The organism is Streptomyces acidiscabies, assembly GCF_020010905.1.
GTDB classification, from domain to species: domain Bacteria; phylum Actinomycetota; class Actinomycetes; order Streptomycetales; family Streptomycetaceae; genus Streptomyces; species Streptomyces acidiscabies.
On the sequence record NZ_JAGJBY010000002.1, the window covers coordinates 4,856,511 to 4,875,464 of the forward strand.

Genomic DNA, 18,954 nt, shown 5'->3' on the forward strand with positions numbered 1-18,954 from the left:
ACCGGCAACGTGGGATTCCGGTGCGCCCTCGACGCGAGCGCCGGTCAGGCTCCGGGGTGGAGGCCGAGCCAGCCCGGCGTGGGCGCGCCCTGGACCTCGCCGAAGTACAGCGCGAAAGTCTGCTTCCAGCGCTCGACCTGGGCGCGGTCGGCCATGAACGTGGGGAAGCCCTCCACATGGGCGTTCGGGTACTCCCACACCGGCTTGAGCCCGACCGGGGGCGTGATGTCGGTGCGCACCGACCAGCCGTTGAAGGAGTTGCGCTGCCGCTCGGCCGACAGCTGCCAGTTGAGGAACAGCTTCGCGGCCGTGGAGTTCCTGGCCTGCTTCAGGACGGCCATGCGCTGGCCCCAGGCCATGAAGGGATGCCCGTCCGTGATCACGAACTTCGCGGGCGACGTCGAGGAGGGGACCGCCGAACCGGCGGTGCCGATCCCGATCGCCTTCTGCCCGCCGAAGACCGCGTCGCCCGGTGAGTTGCTGCCCCGCGCGAACTGCACGTCCTGGGCGGCGAGCTTGGCCACCCAGTCCCAGCCGTAGGCGCGGGCGTACAGCGCATAGAGGTAGAGGACCGCGTCGTCGTCGTGCGGGAAGGACGAGGCGATCTTCCCTTTCCACTTCGGATCGACCAGGTCGAGCGGGGTGCGCGGAGCGTCCGAGCCGACCGCCGCGGTGCCGTACAGGAAGCTGAACGCGACCACTCCGGTGGCCAGCCACGCACCCTGCGGGTCCTTGAAACTGTCGTACACCTTCGAGAACCCGGCCGGCTTGTAGTGCAGCAGCCGCCCCTGCTGCTTCCAGCGGACGAAGTCCTGGACGGTCTGGAGCTGGACGACGTCGGGGACGAGGGTGTCGGTCGCGAACTGGTTGTCGACGCGGACGTCGTGGTACTTGCTGTAGTCGACGATCAGCGTCAGGTCGATGTCGGGGAAGCGGGCCTTGAAGCCCGCCTTCGTGGAGTCCTGCTGGGTCGGGGTGTCACCGCCGGCGTACACGACGAGCTTCCCGCCCTCCTGGAGAGCGGCCTGGTAGAGCTCGTCGAGGCTGCGGGTCTCCTCGGGGCCGGCGTACTGCCGGGCGGCGGGCGCGGCCGAGGAGGAGGGCGCGGCCGAGGAGGAGGGCGCGGCGATCCCGGCCGCGCCGAGAGCGAGGGCGGCACCGGTACCGGTGGTGAGGACACGTCGTCTGCTGAGGAAGCTGGACACGCTGCGGGGCCTTCCTGATGGGGTGATCGTCATTGTTGTGCGACCGGTCCGGGCCCCGCGTCGTCCGTGCGGATAGAGGGAGTTGCCGAGCGGTGGAACCCGCGTTCAACCGATCGGTTGAACGCGGGGGAGGGCGTCGAGGAGGCCGGACCGGAGCATGCTTGTGGTGAGCGGACGTGTCGTTCGGCGCCCGCACAAGGGGGGTTCGCGGTGGCTGAAGCGCTACCACATCTGATGCAGCGGCTCATGGACGATCCCGACGGCTTCGACCAGTACCTGACCGACCATCCCCAGTACGTCACCGACCACGTCGCCGACCAGGCGCGCGAGCAGGCCGTCGAGGCCGCCCTGAGCGGGCAACTCCCTCTCGCGATGCACGTCAACCTCGTACGCGAGGCACTGCTCCGCAGGCTGCGCCGTCGCCCGGAGTGGGTCGCGTGCCACCTCGACATGGTGTCGGTCATGTTCAACCTCACCGACGATCCGGACGAGTTGGCCGGCCTGCGCGAGCGCGCGCGACGGCTCGCCGCTCAGGCAGAGGAGACCGGCGAACCGGCGCTGGTGTTCCGGGCCCTGCGCCAGGCCGCCGACTGCGCCTACTTCGCGGCCGTCGGCTCACCGACGTACGTCGGGTCGCCGCGCGGCGGACGGCTGCTCGCGGCGCTGGACGACGCGGTCGCCGCCACCCGGTGGACGGCGCACGCCGGCCGAGGCGAGTTCGACGCGTTCGTCTCGCTGCTCGGCGGGCTCGCCGACCTGGGGTGGGGGCACATCTGGCTGGACCAGGGCGACGAGCGCCGGGCCACCGACCGGTTCACCGAACTGGCCGGGTTCGTCCACGAACAGGTGCCCGTGGACTACGAGTTCACGGGCGCGGGGCAGGAGGACAACGCCGCGCGCACCCACGGCATCACCGTGGCACTGGCGATGATGAGTGCGTTCCGCACCCACACCGACCCCGCCTGGACGTCGGTCACCGAACGGGTCCGGTACGCCATGGACCGCGCGGAACAGGCCGACGACCTCGACCGCTGGCTCGACGCCGCCGGGACACTGCACCGGGTGGCACGGCGGATGGGCCACACCGAGGACGCGCTACGGCAGATCCGCCGGCAGACCCGTGCGCGCAGCGACACCCTGCGCCACCGGTACCGCTCCCGCCTCGGCAGACTCTGGGCCGCGCAGAAACTGGAACCGGTCCTCGGTGAACTCCTGGAGGCGGACCTCCTCCACCCGGGCCTCAGCCACGCCGAACTGTTCCAGGCCGTCGAGACGCTGAAGGCCAGGACCCTGCTGGACGAGCTGACCGGCCTCTACCGGCCGCCACCGGAGGCCTTCGCCGACGCACTGGCCGAAGAGGAGGGCGAAGCGTTGAGGTTCGCCCCCTCCACCGACCGCAGCATTGTCGCCCAGGAGATGCGGTACTCCAGCCAACTGCCGCTCGCCGACGGACAGGTGACGCAGCGCCTCGCCGCGTCGGAGCACCTCGCGGACGCGCTGGACTTCGGCTACCAGGGCGTCGCCGGGGTGGCGAAGCTCGCCGACGTCCAAGCGGCCCTGGGCGCCGACGAGTTGATCTGCCAGTACGTCATCCCGTTCGACGGCCAGGCCCTGGCGATGCGCCGCACCTGGCTCCTCGCCGTGACCCGCGAGCGCACCCGGCTGATCCCCCTGCCCGCCGACGCCCTCCCCGACGAGTCGATGCCCGGCCGGCTGATGGTCGACGGCCGCCAGCCCATCGACGGCAGCCCCCTGATCGCCGCGGTCGTCAACGTGCGCATGTACATCCGCGACGGCGACGACCGCCGCGCCCGCAAACTGCTCCGCCGCCTCCACGACCACCTGATCGAACCGATCACCCGGCTGGGCCGCCCCCTGGACGCCTACTCGACCATCACGGTCATCCCGCACGGCCCCCTCCACGTCCTGCCCTGGCCCGCCCTCCTCGACCGCAGACGGCGGAGCCTGATCACGCGCACCGCACTCGTCACCGCCCCGAGCGCCTCGGTCTGGCTCGCGCTCCGCCGCCGCCCGCGCGACCACGCACCGAGCCTCATCGGCCTCGCGGCCTGTGCCGTACCCGGCGTGACACCGCTGCCGTTCGCCGAACACGAGGTCACCGAGGCCGCCCGGCTGACCGGCGCGACCGACGCCCTGATCCTCAGCAGCCCGCACGCCACCCTGCCGGCACTGCGTACACACGCCGCAGGCCGGGGCATCGTCCACCTCGCCGCCCACGGCGCGTTCCCCGAACACGACCCGATGCACTTCCACCAACTGCTCCTCGACGCCGACCCGGAGTCCGGCGACACCGGCTCGACGGAGGCCGAAAGCCTGCGCCGACTCGACCTCCGTACGGCCTGGCTCACGGTCCTCAACGTCTGCGACGGCGGCCTGTACCGCTTCGGACCCGGCGACGAACCGTACGGCCTGGTCCCGGCGGTGCTCCACGCCGGCTCGGCCGCCGTCCTCGCACCGCTGTGGAGCGTCGACGACCGTCACACCGCCACCTTCATGGCCGACTTCTACCGCTCCGTCATGACACTGGGCAGCGCCGCCGCCCTGCGCCGGGCGATGGCCGCCAGGATCGGCAAGGTCCCGCTGCGTGACTGGTGCGGCTACGTCCTCGTGGACTCCGGGAGGCGGGCATGACCGCGTACGACATCCTCGTCCGGCCCGGCGAGCCCGACACCGGAGCGAGTGTCCTGGAACTGCCCGAGGGTACGTCGGTGCTCGCGGCGGCAGCGGCACTGGACGAGGCGTTCGCGGCGGGGCGGCGGGTACGGCGGATCGTGCTCGTCGTCGGAGGCACCCGGGTCGGGGTCGCCGTCTCCCGGCCCTCGCGTGTACGCGGATCGCCGCCCGTCGGCCTGGACGAGTGCCCCGAGTGCCTGCGCTCCGGAACCCACGAACCCGGATGCAGCGCTGCGGGACCGGTGCCGTCCCCGCGCCGGCGGTGGCCTTGGCGGCGCCGGTGAACGCGGGCCGCTGGCAGGTCGAGTACCCCTTGGGCCGCACCGACTCCATGCGCGCCCTCGGCACGGTGGCCGCGCCTTTGCTGGGCGGCTTCGACCTGGCCACGCTGACCCTGCTGGCCACCGCCGACCGGCCGCCGAGGCTCGTGGACCTGGCGATGTCCGCCGTCACGACCGGCGCGGTCCTGTTCCTGTTCTGCCTCCAATTCACCAGCAGCGGCCTCCTGTTCGCCGCCACCCCGGCCGAACGCGAGGGCTGGGTGGGCACGCTCGACGCCTCCGCCGCCCCCGACCGCCTGCTCGACGCCCAGCGCAAGGACCTCTGGCTCGCCGCCCGCTACTTCCGGCGCGCCCGCTGGACCTACGACCTGGGCCTGCTGGCGACGATGATCGGCATCGCGGCCATCGTCGTACCGGGGCGCCACGGCACGCTCGGGGGCTGGATCTCCACGGGCGTGGTGTGCGCCGGAGTGGTGGTCGAACTGGTGTGGATCATCGGCTCGCGTACGGCGCGGCGGCCGAGGTGGCTCCTGCCCGGGTACCGGGACGCCCGCGAGGCACTCCCGGGCACGGACGGCGACGCACCCTGACATCTGTCAGGGACGCGGCGGCCCAGGCGCGGTCTAGCCTTCGAGACGCCGGGCCCGGCGAACCCTCCGTCCTACCGTCCCCAGGGAGAACACACCCATGACCAAGTCCATGAGAACCGTCGCCGCGACCGTGGCGTCCACCGCCCTCGCCGCCGCCGGCCTCGTCTTCGGCACGGCCGGCTCCGCCCACGCGACCGGCCACGGACCGGGCAACTACGGCGTCTGGGCGTCCGGCGTCAACGTCCGTGCCGGTGGCGGGGAGCAGTGCTACCTGTACCCGTCGGCCGCCAACTGTCCCGACATCCAGACCACCGTGAGCAGCCCGGCCCAGGTGTGGGTGTACTGCCAGCAGGAGGGCGCCCAGAGCGTCGGCGACAACCCGTACTGGGTGTGGGTCCTCACCCCGAGCGGCCACCGCGGCTACATGGCCAGCTACTACATCTCCAACGCCACGAACTCGATCGACGGCCTCGAACGCTGCTGACGACAGGGCCCATGCGGCAGATGGGCGTCAGAGACTGAAGACGCGTTCGGCCCGGTCGCGCTCGGTGGTGTGCAGGTCCCAGTAGACCGGCGAGATCTCCTCGGGCTGGGCGGTCGGGAAGCCGGGGATCGCCGGTGTGCCGATGGACACGTCGATGGCGACGTGCGCCGCCTGGACGCCGGTTCCGGCCAGCTCCTTGTGCAGGTTGACGACCCAGTTGCGCAGGGCAGCCGCGGCGGCGTTGATGTTGGCGACCTGCGGCCCGGGGTCGACGGAACCGCCGCCGGTGGTGAACAGCAGGGTGCCCGCGCCGGCCTCACGCATCGCGGGCAGTACCGCGCGGGTGGCGGCGATGGCTCCGTAGAGCTGGAACTCCATCTCGTGCTGCACGTCGGCCGGTTCGGTCGCGGCCGGGGTGGTCATGACGGTCTGGAGGCCGTTGACGGGGGAGTACTCCAGGACGTCGATGCCGCCGAAGTGCGAGGCCGCGTCCTTGAGCGCCTGGGCGAGCGCGGCGCGGTCGAGCACGTCGGCGGGGAACGCGGCGGCGGTGATGCCCTCGGCTGCCAGCTCCCCGGCGAGGTCTTCGAGCTTGGCCCGGTTGCGGGCGATCAGGGCGACGTCGTAGCCGTGCGTGCCGTACGTGCGGGCGATGGCGAGGCCGAGCTGGGGGCCGGCGCCGACGATGGCGATGGTGGGCATGGAGGAACCTTTCGTGGACATGGAGGTGGAAAGGGCTATCCGTTTCCTTTCCGGAAAGCCCTATCCGTTTCGTGGTCCACCGTAACACGGGAACTGGATAAGGCACTCCGGTTGCTAGTCTGACCGGTATGAGCCCCCGAGACCCCCACCCCGGCCCCGCCGCCGGCCCGGCCGATTCCGCAGGTCAGCCCAAGCGCAGCGACGCGGAGCGCAACCGGGGGAGGATCATCGCCGCCGCGCGCACGGTCTTCGGGCGCGACGGGCTGAACGCGTCGATGGCCTCGGTCGCACGGGAGACCGGGGTCGGGATCGCCACCCTCTTCCGCCACTTCCCCCGCAAGGAGGATCTCGTCGCCGCGGTCTTCGCCGACCGCATGAAGGCGTACGCGCAGGCCATCACCGAGGCCCTGGCCGACCCCGACCCGTGGCACGGCTTCACCGGCTACCTCCAGAACGTCTGCGCGATGCAGGCCGCCGACCGGGGCTTCGCCGACGTCCTGACCATGAGCTTCCCCGGCGTCCCGGAACTGGAGCAGTACCACGCCCGGGCGTACGAGGGCTTCCTCGAACTCATCGCCCGCGCCAAGGACAGCGGGCACCTGCGCGAGGACTTCACCAGCCGGGACCTCGTACTCCTGCTGATGGCCAACGCCGGAGTCCTCAGCGCCACCGGCGACGCCGCCCCGGACGCCTGGCGCCGCCTCGTCGCCTGGATGATCCAGTCCTTCCAGAACCCGTCCCGCGGCCTACTCCCGCCCCCACCGGAAGACGCCGCACTGTACGAGGCGATGCGCCGCGCGAGCGAGGGCGTCACGGCCCCCGAGACGGGGAAAAGACGGCCCCCGCCCGCGTGAAAGGGCAAGCCCTCTGCACCCGCCCCTGCCCGCCCGGACGTACCGCCGGGCAGGCGCGTGCGGCAACCCTGGACGCTTCCAGCCGGGGTACGAGAGGGGACGTATGCGGGCGCGGCAGAGCGGTGAGGAGCGGGAACCGCGGGGAGCCGCGAGCGCCGTACGGCCGGAAGCAGCGGCGCCGATGCTCGGGCTCCAGCCGCGCATCGGGAACGCGGCGGTCTCCCGCATCGTCGAACAGCGCCGGACCGCACCGGCGATCCAGCGCGTCACCGAGGACGAACTGCACCAGCACCCGCCGGGCTCCTCGGTGCGGGTACGCGGCCCCCGCCGCTCCTTCTCGGGCGGTCGCACCCCGAACACGCTGACGACCGCCGAGTGGCAGACCCTCCCGCAGGCGACCCGCAACGCCAGCACCAAGGAGCGCGTGGACGTCGGCGTCGACCCGCAGACCCTCCAGGAGACCGACCCGCAGCTCCACCAGAGCCTGGGCAACCTCAACCGACTCGCCCCCGGCGTGCCCTGGGCGGCCGGACGCAACGCGGTCATCGAAGGCATCGGTCGCGCCGACCCCGGTACGGTCGGCCACTGGACCCAGCAGGACGCCCGCGACACCCAACTCGGCCTCGACGCACGGGCCGCACGCGACGCGTACACGGAAACCCCGGCGGACCGCCAGCAGCGTCACCAGGCCGTGGAGAACACCCTGGCCGGCGCCGCCGCCCCGGACGCGATGGGCGACCTGACCGCGCTGCTGGCCCAGTACGAGGGCGTGGCCATCGGCGGCGACCACTCCGGGGCACCGATCTGGGGGTTCCTGATCACCAACATGGCGGCCATCCAGGCAGCCGGCGTCAGCACCCTCTACCTGGAGAGCATCCGGGAGGACGGCTACCAGGCGCAGGTCGACGCGTACCTCGCCAGCGGCACCATGAGCCCCGAACTCCAGACGTTCGTCACCCGCTACGACGGCAACATGAACCTGGGCACGACCGGACTGGAAGCCACGCTCGCCGCCGCCCAGACACACGGCATGCGCGTCAAGGGCGTGGACGGCCGCCCGGCCCGCCGTCCGGCGCTGTCGGCGACCACCCTCTTCGAACGCGCCGCCGCCATGAACACGTACGCCTCCCAGGCCGTCACCCGCGACCGCCGCGATCCGGCCGCGGCCGGCGGCTACCTCATGGAACTCGGCGCCGCGCACACCGGGATGCACGCGGGCCCGAGCCAGGACACGACGGTGCACGGCGCACCGTTCCAGAAGGACGAGGGCTTCCCCGGCGTCGACGACCTCCTGGGCATCCCGGCGGTCGAGTACGAGGCGGACCGCTTCCGCCGCCTGCCCAACCCCTGACCGGGGCACCCCACCGGACGAGCCAACAAGGTGCCGGAAAAGCTGGAGGGTGTGGAGCTGGGGAGGGCCCGGACCGCTTGTTACGGTCCGGTTCTGCCCAGCCCGCCACTCCTGGGAGCCACCGCCATGAAGACCAGCGAGATGCGCGTCCCCCACGCCTGCCACACCGCCGCCGAGCCGGCCGGTGCGCGATGACCACGGCACAACGTCCCCGCTCGCTGGCCGGTTCCGCGCTGACCCTCGACAGCGACCTGATGCCGCTCAGCCGCTTCCACGACTGGTTCGCCGAACGCACGGCGGCGCACCGGTTCACCGTCGGCCGGATCCCGTTCGCCGAGCTGGACGGCTGGTCGTTCGCGCCGGACACCGGCAACCTCGGCCACGACAGCGGCCGGTTCTTCACCGTCGAGGGCCTGAGCGTGCAGACCGACCGCACCTGGATCTCCAGCTGGGTCCAGCCGATCATCGTGCAGCCGGAGATCGGCGTGCTGGGCATCCTGGCGAAGGAATTCGACGGCGTCCACCACTTCCTGATGCAGGCGAAGATGGAGCCCGGCAACGTCAACGGGCTGCAACTGTCCCCGACCGTCCAGGCCACCCGGAGCAACTACACGGGCGTGCACGGCGGCCGTCCCATCAAGTACCTCCAGTACTTCCGCCGGCCCCGGCGCGGCCGGGTCCTCGCCGACGTCCTCCAGTCCGAACAGGGCGCCTGGTTCCTGCACAAACGCAACCGCAACATGATCGTCGAGACCGACGAGGACGTCCCGCTCGACGACGACTTCTGCTGGCTGACCCTCGCCCAGATCCGCCAACTGCTGCGCGTCCCGAACCTGGTGAACATGGACGCGCGCACCGTCCTGTCCTGCATCCCGCCGCACCTGGACCGGGGAAGCAGCCCGCCGAGGTCGCCGTTCGCCGGCTCGCTGCACGAATCCACCGCGCGCGGAGCCGAGGGCGTGCACGGCGGGGGAGACATCCTCAGCTGGCTCACCGAGGTACGCGCCCAGCGCGAACTCGTCCAGCGCCGCGTGCCGTTGGACCTCGCCGGCGAGGGCGGCTGGATACGCGAGAGCGACCGGATCACCCACCGCGACGGCCTGTACTTCGACGTCGTCGCCGTCGGGGTGGAGGCCACCAGCCGCGAGGTGGGCTCCTGGACCCAGCCGCTGTTCGCACCCCTGGAAGCGGGCCTGCTCGCCCTGCTGGTCAAACAGATCGACGGGGTCCTGCACGCACTGGTCGAGGCCCGTACGGACGCCGGGCTGCTCAACGTCGCGGAACTCGCCCCCACCGTGCAGTGCCAGCCGGTCAATTACCGCGACGTACCGCCCGAACACCGGCCCAGGTTCCTCGACCACGTCCTGTCGGTGCCGCCGCAGCAGATCCGCTTCGACGTCCTCCAGTCCGAAGAGGGCGGGCGCTTCCACCACGCCCAGAACCGGTACGTCATCGTCGAGGTCGGCGACGAGTTCCCGCTCGACGTCCCCGAGGAATACCGCTGGCTCACCGTCGACCAGCTCGGCGACCTCCTCCAGCACAGCAACTACCTCAACGTCGAACTGCGCAGCTGCGTCGCCTGCCTGCAAGCCCTGCGCAGCGCGGGACCGGCATGACCGCCGTACGGTTCGGGGTGCTCGGCTGCGCCGACATCGCCGTGAGAACGATGATCCCGGCGCTCCTGGACCGCGCGACGCTGGTCGCGGTCGCCAGCCGGGACACCGCGAAGGCCGAACGGCTCGCCGCCCGGTACGGCTGCATCGCGGTCACCGGGTACGAGGCTCTCCTGGACCGAGCCGACATCGACGCGGTGTACGTCCCCCTCCCCGCGATGCTGCACGCCGAGTGGATCGAACGCGCCCTGCGCGCGGGCAAGCACGTCCTCGCCGAGAAACCGCTGTGCACGGACGCCCCCACGGCGGCCCGCCTCTTCGCCCTCGCCCGGGAGCGCGGACTGCTGCTGTTCGAGAACGTCATGTTCCTCCACCACAGCCAGCACGCCGCCGTCACCGAGGCGCTCGCCGACGGCACGATCGGCGAACTGCGCGCCTTCACCGGCACGTTCACGATCCCCCCGAAGCCCCCGGGCGACATCCGCACCCTGCCCGTCGGCGGCGGCCTGCTCCTGGAGGCCGGCATCTACCCGCTCCGCGCGGCCCAGCACTTCCTGGGCCCCCACCTCACCGTCACCGGCGCCGTCCTGCGCCGCTTTGCCGGGGTCGTCCGCTCGGGCGCGATCCTGCTGAACGACGCCACCGGCGTGCCCGCGCACGTGACGTTCGGGATGGAGCACTCGTACCGGGCGTCCTACGAACTCGCGGGCGCCACCGGCCGGTTGGGCCTCGACCGGGCGTACACCCCGCCGGAGACGTACCGGCCCGTCCTCTGGATCCAGCGGCAGAACCACGTCGAGGAACGCACCCTGCCCGCCGACCACCAGTTCGCCAACGTGGTCCGGCTCTTCACCGACGCCGTACGCCGAGGTGACGGCCTGACCGCGTACGCGGACGCCTCCGTACGGCAGGCCGCCTTGGTGGACGAGGTCCTCGACCGGGCGGAGATCGTCGAGGCGTGATGTCCATACGGAAGCGGCGTGAAAAAGGTGTGCCTCAGGTAAGAATTCCCCACCCCGGAACCGGACCTCGCGGCGGGAATCCGGCATTGGTGATTACACGTGTCGTATGAGACTTCTCTTTGTCGATCGGCCACACCGAAGTGCGCGTCCCACCAGCTAGATTGATGCCTGCCTCGCACAGAAGAGCCCAGGGCAACTCCTGCGCTCCCACGGCGACAGCAATTCCCCACGCCTCACCAAAGGCTTTCTCTTCGCTGCCGGAAAACGCGTATCGCCGTCCGGCGGCTCACCCCCCTCACCTGGAAAGCACACGCATCCCATGAATCTCCTTCGGCGTTTCGGACCGGGGCTCGCCCTGTCCGCGATGACGGTCGTGCTGAGCACCCCGGCCCTGGCCTTCGCCCAGGACGCGACGAGCGGGAAGGACGCCACGTACTACATCTCGCTCGGTGACTCCATAGCGTCCGGCTACCAGCCGGACGTCGACAAGGACACCCGCATCGCCTACACCGACCAGCTCTACACGCAGCTCAAGCAGCGTGACCCCGGCCTGAAGCACATACGCCTGGGGTGCAGCGGTGAGACGACCAAGACGCTGATCAGCGGCGGCACGTGCCGTTACCCGAAGGCGAAGTCCCAGCTGGACGCCGCGCTCAAGGCCATGGCCCAGCGCCGCGGCAGGATCGCCCTGGTGACGCTCACCGTGGGCGCCAACGACATCAAGGCGTGCGTCAGCCCGGCCGGAGCCCTCGACGCGCAGTGCCTGAACCGGACGCGCACGACCATGGGCAAGAACATCGCCCAGATCACAGCCGCGCTCCACAAGGCGGGCACGAAGAACACCCGGTTCGTCGGCTCGACGTACTACAACCCGTTCCTGGCGACCTGGCTGCTGGGCCCGGCGGGCCAGAAGTCCGCCAAGGACTCCGCACCCCTGGTCAAAGCCGCCAACACGGGCATCGCCCAGGTGTTCAAGGCCACCGGCTTCCAGGTCGCGGACGTCGCCGGCGCGTACTTCTCGGACGACTTCGCCACCCAGGTCGACACGCCCGCCTTCGGGAAGGTGCCGCGCAACGTCGCCACGATCTGCAAGCTCACCTGGACCTGCACCCCGCAGACGGACCCGCACCCCAACGCCGCCGGGCACAAGGTGATCGCCGCCGCGTTCGCCGGGGCGCTCGCCAAGCCCAGGCCCGCCGCGCCCGCCACCGCAGGCGAGGCGGCCGTCGTGGTGCCCGCGAGCGACAAGGGCGCAGGCCGCCCGAGCGCGGACGGGCAACTCGCCGAGACCGGCGCGTCCGGCAGCACCCCCCTCGTCGCGGGCACGGGCCTCGCGGTCGTCGCGGCCGGCGGCGGCGCGGCCTACGTCGCACGCCGGCGCCGCGCGGGGGCGCAGGGCTGACCGAGGTACGAGGTGTGGGCCGCTCACGTCGACGCGAGCGGCCCACACGGGCGGTGCGGCCGAACGCCCGTGAAGGGCGCGTCCGGCGGGTCGGGTCAGGCCATCGCCAGGACCGCCTTGACCAGCTCCTGGAGGCAGGCCCGCTCGGCCTCCTCGTCCGGTGCGGACAGGTGCTGTGTGGTGAGGCCGTCGAAGCCGGCGAGGAAGAACCGCGCGGTCGTCTCGGCGGGCCGGGTGAGCGGGTGGCCGGTGCGTTCGGCGGCCTGGGTGATCAGGTTCGCCGTGACCGCGATGCTCCCGCTGAAGTGGTTGTCCAGGGCGCCGCTCAGGTGCGGGGTGCGCAGGGCGTACATCGTCAGCTCGGTCAGCAGCTGGTACGTGGCCGGCTGGTCGATGACGGTCTGCCAGAGGACGTCGACGAGCGTGGCGATGGACTTCCCGAAGGTCCCGTCGGTCGGCGCGGACCGCTCCGCCTGGGTGATCAGGTCCTGCGTGAGCTGCTCCATGACCGCCCGGTACAGCTCCTCCTTCGTGCCGAACAGGTAGTGCACGGTGGGCTGGGCCACGCCCAGTTCGGCGGCGATGGCCCGGGTGCTCCCTGCGGCGACCCCCTCGCGGGTCATGAGGTCGATGGCCGCTTTGATCAGTTGAGGACGGCGTTCCGCCGCGGACACGTGAGCCATGGGTCCCATGCTAGGCGATCAGGGCTTTTATTTCTATCGACCGATAGGATCGAACGACAGAAAGGCTGGAAGTGGAGGGTTGTGCGGGGTCAGCGAGCGGTCGCCGTCGCCTCGGAGCGGAGCAGGCGGTCGAGGTTGGCCATGCTGGTCCGCATACCGACGCGCATACCGGGCTCCTGGATCCAGTTGAGGAGTTGCCCGAGAGGGCCGAGCCCGATGGTGTACTCCACCTGGTACGTCATCTCGGTCGTCTCCCGGCCCCGGCCGTGGTCCGGTACCGGCTGGAACTCGAAGATGCTGGTCATGTTCCGCAGGGGCGCGAACCCGGTGCCCGTGTCGACCCGGCAGGTCATCGGGACGACGTCCCGGACCGTCCAGACGGAGTCGGTGCGCAGCGGCCCGAGCGTGCGGTTGCGCTCGGCGTACGTCTCGCCCTCGACGGCGACGCCGTGGTGGCGGGTCACCTCGATCACCCCGGCGACCCACTCGGCGTAGCGGTCGGTACGGGAGACGACCTCCCAGACCCGGTGCACGGGGGCGTCGATGACGCAGTGTTCGGTGACGATGAAGGAGTTCATGGGGGAGTGCCTTTCGGTACGGCGGTCGCCGGTCAGCTCTGCTTGAGGAGTTCGGCCGCGGCGTCCTGCCCGGAGCGCACCGCGCCGTCCATGAAGCCGTTCCAGTACGGCGAGAACTCGGCGCCCGCCCAGTGGACCCGCCCGAACTGCCGGCCCGTCCACTCGCCGAAACCGGTGAGCACGCCGGGCGCCGCGACCGACGTCGGGCCGCCCAGGGTCCACGGCTCGGCCGTCCAGTCCTGCTCGACGTAGTCGACCGTGTCGAACGCGCGGTCCCCGACGACCTGCGCGAAGGACCGCAGGACGGCGCCCCGGCGCTCCCTGGCCGGACGGTGGGCCCACCTGCGCCACTCCCTGCCGCCGAGGAAGCCCATGAGGACGCCCGGACCGCCGTCCGGCGGGGTGTTGTCGAACATCTCCCGGATCGGCGAGCCCCCGCGCAGCAGCCCCATGCCCGAGAGCCCGTCGGCCCGCCAGAACGGCTTGTCGTAGACGGCCACACACTTCATGAGCGTCCCGAACGGGAGCCGCTGGAAGAGCTGGTCCTGCTGGGGCGGCAGCAGCGGGTCCCACACGATCCGCGAGGCGAGCACCGGCGGTACGGCGACCACGACCTGGTCGGCCCGCCAGTCACCGGCGTCCGACACGACGGTGACGCCGGTGGAGTCCTGGCTGATGCGCCGCACCGGCGCCGAGAGGTGGACCCGGCCGTCGAGTTCCACGGCCAGCCGCTGCGCGACGAGCTGCGAGCCGCCGACGAAACGGCTGTCCTGCGCGCCGCCCGTGGTGCCGGTGCCGCGCTCCATCGTGCCGGGGTGCGTCTCGTCGCCGAACGTCGCGACGTACCAGAGGCCGAACAGCGCCGACGCGTCCCGCGCCTCCCCGCCGTACGCGGAGTTCAGGAAGATGTCGATCAGGTCGACGCCGGCGCCGGTGATCTCCGCCTTGCGCAGCCAGCTCTCGTACGTCATGCCGTCCAGCTCGCGCGCCTTCGCCGCCTGCCACGGGGCGTGCGGGGGCACCTTCGCGGCGGCCTGGGCTATCCGGGCCAGGGCGATGCCCATGTCCGGGAGGGCGAGCGGGTCCGGAAGGACGCGGCCGGAGTAGCGCTTGGCCCGGCCGTCGTGCACATAGACGTTGTCGCCGGGGACCTCGGCGCGGTAGGTGTCCACCCCGACCTCGCGGGCCAGGGCCAGGACGCGGTCCTGGGTCGGGCCGACGAACTGCCCGCCCAGCTCGGTGACTTGGCCGCCCCCGAGCTGGTGGTTGAGCAGCCGCCCCCCGACCCGGTCCCGCGCCTCCAGCACGGCGACGGACTTCCCCGCCGCCACCAGGTCCCGCGCGGCGGTCAGCCCGGCCAGCCCCGCGCCGATGACGACGGCATCCGTCTTGTTCTCGTTCATGGCCACTCCTGTCGCGTGCTTCGGTGCCCTCACCGTACACGCAACTTTATCGAGTGACAATATCGAGCGTTAATATCGACTGACAGGGTCGAGTGGGGGGTGTGAAGTCGCAGGTCAGTGGCGGTCCACTTCCGTCAGACGGGGACGATCCGCCACTGTTGGTGGGCGGCTGCGGTGTACGTCCGCTGGTCGAGGACCGTGCCGTCGTCGGTGGACCCGCCGCCGACGCCGAGGGCGAGTCCGCTGAGGCGGTTGGTGAGGAAGTGGTGGCCGTCGCCGGTCGGGGTGAGAGCCCAGTGCTGCTGCGGGGCGTCGGCGGTGTCCCAGATCCCGGCGGTGCCTCCCTCCGCGCGTGACAGACCCCCGATCTCCAGGAGCCTGCCGCTCGCGACGCCGCGGACCGTGAAGTAGCCGTCCCCGGTGGAGGCGAACGTCCACCGCTGGTTCGCCGAGCCGGACCACGGCCACTGGACGACCTGCGTGCCGTTCGCGGTGCCCCCGCCCCTGACGTCGGCCACCTCGTCGCTGTGCCGCGCGACGAGTCGGTAGACCGTGCCGTCCTCGGGCAGCGTGGTGGACCGCAGCACCGGCCTGGCGGTCCGGCCGCCGATCCTGAGCCCGCCGATGTTGGCGTACCCGCCGGTGCCCGCGGTGACGGTGATCCGTACGAAACCGGCGTCCCCGGCGGTCCACTGCGCCGTCTTGAGGGTCCGGTCGCCGGGCCAGCCGCCGCCGGCGACCTCGGTGAAGGCGACCCCGTCGGTGCTCGTGTGAACGGTGTACGCGGTGATGTCGCCGTCCGTGGAGCCGGTGCGGTTCCACTGCTTGGGGAGGTACTCCAGGGACGAGACACCGCTCCAGACGCCGCCGAGGTCGATGGTCACGGACTGGGGGAGCGGCAGGCTCCAGGTGGACCAGCAGGTCTCGAAGCCGCGGTCGCTCAGCCCGTCGATCGCGTGGAGCGGGCCCTCGCCGGTGTGGAAGGCGGTGGCATAGGCGCTGACCGGCGTGACGGGGTGCTCGACGCGCGGGGGCTGCGCGGGCAGCGGGGGCCTGGAGGCGTCCGGGTTCCAGGCAGCGCCGACCTCGGCCAGGCGCCGCACGATGTTGGCGTCGAGCACGCCGTCGCGGTTCGGCGGGCAGTTGAGGATGAACGACGTGTACTTCGGTTCGAGGTCGGCCAGGTGGGAGAGGATGGCCGCCCGGCTCATCGGGTCCTTCGCCGGCGTGCTCGGATGCCAGAACCAGCCGTCGCTGATCGTCTGCCCCTGGAGCGCGGCGTACGTGTTGCCCGCCGGGGCCGTGACGCCGAGCGGCTCCTCGAAGTAGATGGCGTCGCCGAGGAAGGGCACGGACAGCGCGCCGTGGTCGATCATCACGATGTTCGGCTGGAGCGCCTTCACGTGCTCGCGCACCCGCTGGTAGGAGACGGCCTGCTGGCCCATCTGCCAGGCCCAGCCGTCCGTCACGAACAGGTCGATCTCCCCGTACCCGGTGAGGAGTTCGGTGATCTGGCCGAGGACGTAGGTCAGGTCGGCGGGCTGGACCGCCTCCTGCGCGCCGACGCCGTGGCGGGTGTCGTACGCCTCGACGTACTGGGTGACGATGTCGTGCGGGTAGGGGCTGCGGCTGACGTTCTGCTCGCCGTAGGCGGTGGGCCACAGGCAGAAGCCGTCGTGGTGCTTGGTCGTCAGCACGCCGTAGCTCATCCCTGCCGCCGCCGCTGCCGCGGCCCACTGGGCGCAGTCGACGGCGGTCGGCGCGAAGAGCCCCGGGCTCTGGTGCGGGGCGGCCCACTCCTCGTCGGTGAAGGTGCCGAGGTTGAAGTGGCTGAACATGCCGAAGCGCAGGTCGACCAGGCGGGCGAGGCTGTCCTGGGGCAGACCGGCGGCCCGGGCTCGCGAGCCCGGGCCGCCGGTCAGAGGCAGCGCCGTCGCGACGGCGGTCGCACCGGCCGCACCCAGAATCTGCCTGCGTGAGGGGCCTGCTGACACGGTGACTCCCGAAATATCTGTGGGGGACGAGGCGGACGAGTCCAAGGAATCTCATCCGCGCGTAAGACGGGTCAACCCTCGTGCAGGGATGAATCACGGGGTGTGCAGGGGGAGTTGAGACTGTTTCTGCGGATTTCGCGCGATGGATCGCCTGCGAGACATCACATGTATCGCTGTCTCGTAGGGGGCAGGCGCGTCGAGGACTGAACGCACCCCGTCACGGCCGAGCCCCCGAACGCCCGCCCGGATTCCGGCGCGTGCCGTCAGAACAGGCCGTTGGAGTGGGGGAGTTCGGCCGGGGCGGGGGCGATGACGTCCCAGTGCTCGACGATCCTGCCGTCCGCGACGCGGAAGAGGTCGTAGTAGGCGACGGGCACACCGAACTCGCCCTCGGACTGGGTCAGCACGAACTCGCCCTCGGCGACGACCCTGTGGACCTTCTTGTAGACGAGGTTCCTGCCCTGCTCGGCCCACTCGGCGGCAGCCGCGCCGAACCCGTCGAGGCCGTCGGCCGCGTCGGTGTTGTGCTGGTGGTACGTCTCCGTGGAGATGTAGTCGGTGAGCACGGAGTAGTCGGCGCCGACGAGGACCTTCTCGGCGAACTCGGCCACCAGGGCGCGGTTGGCGTCGGTCCTGCCGGGCTCGGTGACCTCGGCGGGGCCGTCCGTCTGGGAGCGGCCGGAGACGGTCTCGCCGACCAGCGGGGTCAGCGCGTCCCAGTGCTCGGCCAGCTTGCCGTCCGCGTCGACACGGAAGATGTCGAAGCCGACCAGCGGGTCCGGACCGAAGCCGTGGTAGGTGCCGTGGAGGACGACGAGGTCACCGTCGGCGACGACCCGGGCGCCGTCGTAGCGGAAGCCCTCACCGAGGCCGGCGACGAGCCCGCGCAGCGCCTCCCGGCCGTCGGCGGCGAGCGCGCTGTGCTGCTTGTAGTCCGCGGCCACCCAGCGGTCCACGGCGGAGGGGTCCTTGTCGCCGAAGAGTTCGGCGGCGGCCTGGAGGACCGTGTTCTTGGCGCTGCTCATGACTTGTTTTCCTTGCGTGAGGAACTGAGGGGGTGACATGGCCAAATTAGGCTCGCGGACAGCCGGTCAGGGGGGCCGATTGCGACGGGTTATGTTCAAAAGCCGACATGCCCGACGAGGGCGGGCCGGGTAGAGTCGCGACCAATGGTGGCCGGAGAGCGACACAGACCCCCGCGGAAGATCCTCGAGATCCCGTTCGCCGCGCCCGCCGGCACCCCCGCCGGGGTCGAGGTCATGGCGCTGGCCGAACTGCGACGGCGGGTCGCCGAACCCGTGCTCACCCGGCCGCAGCGCCCGGACTTCCATCACCTGCTCGCCGTCACCGCAGGCACCCTCCGGCACACCGTCGACTTCCACGGCCATGTCCTGACGCCGGGGTCCTGGCTGTGGGTGCGCCCGGGGCAGGTGCACCAGTGGGGCGACATCGGCGCTGCCGAGGGCACGCTGATCCTCTTCCGGGAGGACGTGCTCGACCGGGCCACCGCGACGGCCGCCCGCGTGGACGATCCGTACGCGGCCGTGGCCACCACCCCGGCCGGCGACGACGCCGCTGCCGTGGACCTGGCCCTGGAACACCTCGGCCGCGAGTTCCGCTCGCTCGGGCAACTGCCCCTGGACGTGCACGTGATCGCCCTGCGTAACCTTCTCGCGGTCCTGCTGCTGCGGCTGACCCACCTCAGCGTTCCCGTCGGCGGCCCCGCACCGGAGCCGGACGAGACGTTCCTCCGGTTCCGCGCCGCCGTCGAACGCGACTTCGCCCGGACCCGCCGCGTGGAGGACTACGCCCACCAGCTCGGCTACTCCACACGCACGCTCGCCCGGTCGACCGGCCATGCCGCCGGGCTCAGCGCCAAGGAGTTCATCGACCGCCGGGTCATGCTGGAGGCCAAACGCCTGCTCGCCCACGGCGACCGGACCTCGGGGCAGATCGCCGGCCGGCTCGGGTTCGGCAGCCCGTCGCAGTTCAGCAAGTACTTCACGCACCGGGCGGGCCTGTCCCCGCTCGACTTCCGCCGGACGGTCCGGGGACGGACCGAGGCCGACCACCTGCGCCGTATCGGCGACGACACGGCGCAGGGGCGGCCGTCCTCACGGCCGGTGCCGGGGTGAGCCGTCCCCGGCGGCCGGCCGTG

General features: G+C 71.6%; 17 protein-coding genes. 10 read left to right on the forward strand and 7 right to left on the reverse strand.

Annotated elements, in window-relative coordinates; translation table 11 throughout:
- Nucleotides 1-44 precede the first annotated feature (44 nt).
- Nucleotides 45-1,205 carry an ABC transporter substrate-binding protein gene (locus J8M50_RS47720; RefSeq protein ID WP_010359574.1) on the reverse strand — a complete coding sequence of 387 codons (1,161 nt, stop codon included), beginning with the start codon at nucleotides 1,203-1,205 and terminating at the stop codon, nucleotides 45-47.
- 210 nt (nucleotides 1,206-1,415) lie between these two features.
- On the opposite strand from J8M50_RS47720, the gene J8M50_RS49955 reads away from it, so the two are divergent.
- From J8M50_RS49955 to J8M50_RS47740, 4 genes are all read left to right on the forward strand, one after another.
- On the forward strand, nucleotides 1,416-3,857 hold the full coding sequence (locus J8M50_RS49955; protein WP_141655655.1) for a CHAT domain-containing protein: 2,442 nt from the start codon (nucleotides 1,416-1,418) through the stop codon (nucleotides 3,855-3,857).
- On the forward strand, nucleotides 3,854-4,183 hold the full coding sequence (locus J8M50_RS47730; RefSeq protein ID WP_010359576.1) for a hypothetical protein: 330 nt from the start codon (nucleotides 3,854-3,856) through the stop codon (nucleotides 4,181-4,183). Before J8M50_RS49955 ends, J8M50_RS47730 begins: the two co-directional genes overlap by 4 nt.
- Nucleotides 4,123-4,770 carry a hypothetical protein gene (locus J8M50_RS47735; RefSeq protein ID WP_010359577.1) on the forward strand — a complete coding sequence of 216 codons (648 nt, stop codon included), beginning with the start codon at nucleotides 4,123-4,125 and terminating at the stop codon, nucleotides 4,768-4,770. Before J8M50_RS47730 ends, J8M50_RS47735 begins: the two co-directional genes overlap by 61 nt.
- 97 nt (nucleotides 4,771-4,867) lie before the next feature.
- Nucleotides 4,868-5,254, forward strand: coding sequence for a hypothetical protein (locus J8M50_RS47740; RefSeq protein ID WP_010359578.1), 387 nt, complete (start codon nucleotides 4,868-4,870; stop codon nucleotides 5,252-5,254).
- Nucleotides 5,255-5,281: 27 nt separating this feature from the next.
- On the opposite strand, the gene J8M50_RS47745 is transcribed toward J8M50_RS47740, so the two are convergent.
- Complete coding sequence (locus J8M50_RS47745; RefSeq protein WP_029184567.1) at nucleotides 5,282-5,956, reverse strand: SDR family NAD(P)-dependent oxidoreductase; 675 nt, start codon at nucleotides 5,954-5,956, stop codon at nucleotides 5,282-5,284.
- A 128-nt stretch (nucleotides 5,957-6,084) separates the two neighbouring features.
- Here J8M50_RS47745 and J8M50_RS47750 point away from each other — a divergent pair, with 128 nt between their 5' ends.
- From J8M50_RS47750 to J8M50_RS47770, 5 genes are all read left to right on the forward strand, one after another.
- Complete coding sequence (locus tag J8M50_RS47750) at nucleotides 6,085-6,810, forward strand: TetR/AcrR family transcriptional regulator (RefSeq protein ID WP_010359581.1); 726 nt, start codon at nucleotides 6,085-6,087, stop codon at nucleotides 6,808-6,810.
- A 103-nt stretch (nucleotides 6,811-6,913) separates the two neighbouring features.
- A complete protein-coding gene (locus tag J8M50_RS47755; RefSeq protein ID WP_010359582.1) occupies nucleotides 6,914-8,161 on the forward strand; it encodes a TraB/GumN family protein in 1,248 nt (415 codons plus the stop codon).
- Nucleotides 8,162-8,352: 191 nt separating this feature from the next.
- Entirely contained in the window at nucleotides 8,353-9,777 is a 1,425-nt protein-coding gene (locus tag J8M50_RS47760; protein ID WP_010359583.1) for an NDP-hexose 2,3-dehydratase family protein, read from the forward strand.
- Complete coding sequence (locus tag J8M50_RS47765) at nucleotides 9,774-10,736, forward strand: Gfo/Idh/MocA family protein (protein ID WP_010359584.1); 963 nt, start codon at nucleotides 9,774-9,776, stop codon at nucleotides 10,734-10,736. The genes J8M50_RS47760 and J8M50_RS47765 overlap by 4 nt, the downstream gene beginning before the upstream one ends.
- 319 nt (nucleotides 10,737-11,055) lie before the next feature.
- Nucleotides 11,056-12,138, forward strand: a complete 1,083-nt coding sequence (locus tag J8M50_RS47770) for an SGNH/GDSL hydrolase family protein (protein WP_010359585.1) — start codon at nucleotides 11,056-11,058, stop codon at nucleotides 12,136-12,138.
- A gap of 95 nt (nucleotides 12,139-12,233) precedes the next feature.
- Here J8M50_RS47770 and J8M50_RS47775 read toward each other — a convergent pair whose 3' ends face one another.
- The 5 genes from J8M50_RS47775 to J8M50_RS47795 all read right to left on the reverse strand — a co-directional run bounded on the left by J8M50_RS47775 (nucleotide 12,234) and on the right by J8M50_RS47795 (nucleotide 17,821).
- Nucleotides 12,234-12,821, reverse strand: coding sequence for a TetR/AcrR family transcriptional regulator (locus tag J8M50_RS47775; protein WP_010359586.1), 588 nt, complete (start codon nucleotides 12,819-12,821; stop codon nucleotides 12,234-12,236).
- A gap of 89 nt (nucleotides 12,822-12,910) precedes the next feature.
- Nucleotides 12,911-13,399: an SRPBCC family protein gene (locus J8M50_RS47780; protein ID WP_010359587.1), complete on the reverse strand. Its 489-nt coding sequence runs from the start codon at nucleotides 13,397-13,399 to the stop codon at nucleotides 12,911-12,913.
- Nucleotides 13,400-13,431: 32 nt separating this feature from the next.
- Entirely contained in the window at nucleotides 13,432-14,802 is a 1,371-nt protein-coding gene (locus J8M50_RS47785) for a flavin monoamine oxidase family protein (RefSeq protein WP_010359588.1), read from the reverse strand.
- A gap of 134 nt (nucleotides 14,803-14,936) precedes the next feature.
- Nucleotides 14,937-16,796: an RICIN domain-containing protein gene (locus J8M50_RS47790; protein WP_010359589.1), complete on the reverse strand. Its 1,860-nt coding sequence runs from the start codon at nucleotides 16,794-16,796 to the stop codon at nucleotides 14,937-14,939.
- Nucleotides 16,797-17,059: 263 nt separating this feature from the next.
- Entirely contained in the window at nucleotides 17,060-17,821 is a 762-nt protein-coding gene (locus J8M50_RS47795) for a nuclear transport factor 2 family protein (RefSeq protein WP_010359590.1), read from the reverse strand.
- 144 nt (nucleotides 17,822-17,965) lie between these two features.
- On the opposite strand from J8M50_RS47795, the gene J8M50_RS47800 reads away from it, so the two are divergent.
- Entirely contained in the window at nucleotides 17,966-18,931 is a 966-nt protein-coding gene (locus J8M50_RS47800; protein WP_010359591.1) for a helix-turn-helix domain-containing protein, read from the forward strand.
- The last annotated feature ends 23 nt before the right edge of the window (nucleotides 18,932-18,954 follow it).

Coding starts and splice junctions, on each gene's coding strand:
- J8M50_RS47730 (WP_010359576.1), top strand. CDS start 3,854: ATGACCGCGTACGACATCCTCGTCCGGCCCGGCGAGCCCGACACCGGA.
- J8M50_RS47735 (WP_010359577.1), top strand. CDS start 4,123: ATGCAGCGCTGCGGGACCGGTGCCGTCCCCGCGCCGGCGGTGGCCTTG.
- J8M50_RS47740 (WP_010359578.1), top strand. CDS start 4,868: ATGACCAAGTCCATGAGAACCGTCGCCGCGACCGTGGCGTCCACCGCC.
- J8M50_RS47745 (WP_029184567.1), bottom strand. CDS start 5,956: ATGCCCACCATCGCCATCGTCGGCGCCGGCCCCCAGCTCGGCCTCGCC.
- J8M50_RS47750 (WP_010359581.1), top strand. CDS start 6,085: ATGAGCCCCCGAGACCCCCACCCCGGCCCCGCCGCCGGCCCGGCCGAT.
- J8M50_RS47755 (WP_010359582.1), top strand. CDS start 6,914: ATGCGGGCGCGGCAGAGCGGTGAGGAGCGGGAACCGCGGGGAGCCGCG.
- J8M50_RS47760 (WP_010359583.1), top strand. CDS start 8,353: ATGACCACGGCACAACGTCCCCGCTCGCTGGCCGGTTCCGCGCTGACC.
- J8M50_RS47765 (WP_010359584.1), top strand. CDS start 9,774: ATGACCGCCGTACGGTTCGGGGTGCTCGGCTGCGCCGACATCGCCGTG.
- J8M50_RS47770 (WP_010359585.1), top strand. CDS start 11,056: ATGAATCTCCTTCGGCGTTTCGGACCGGGGCTCGCCCTGTCCGCGATG.
- J8M50_RS47775 (WP_010359586.1), bottom strand. CDS start 12,821: ATGGCTCACGTGTCCGCGGCGGAACGCCGTCCTCAACTGATCAAAGCG.
- J8M50_RS47780 (WP_010359587.1), bottom strand. CDS start 13,399: ATGAACTCCTTCATCGTCACCGAACACTGCGTCATCGACGCCCCCGTG.
- J8M50_RS47785 (WP_010359588.1), bottom strand. CDS start 14,802: ATGAACGAGAACAAGACGGATGCCGTCGTCATCGGCGCGGGGCTGGCC.
- J8M50_RS47795 (WP_010359590.1), bottom strand. CDS start 17,821: ATGAGCAGCGCCAAGAACACGGTCCTCCAGGCCGCCGCCGAACTCTTC.
- J8M50_RS47800 (WP_010359591.1), top strand. CDS start 17,966: ATGGTGGCCGGAGAGCGACACAGACCCCCGCGGAAGATCCTCGAGATC.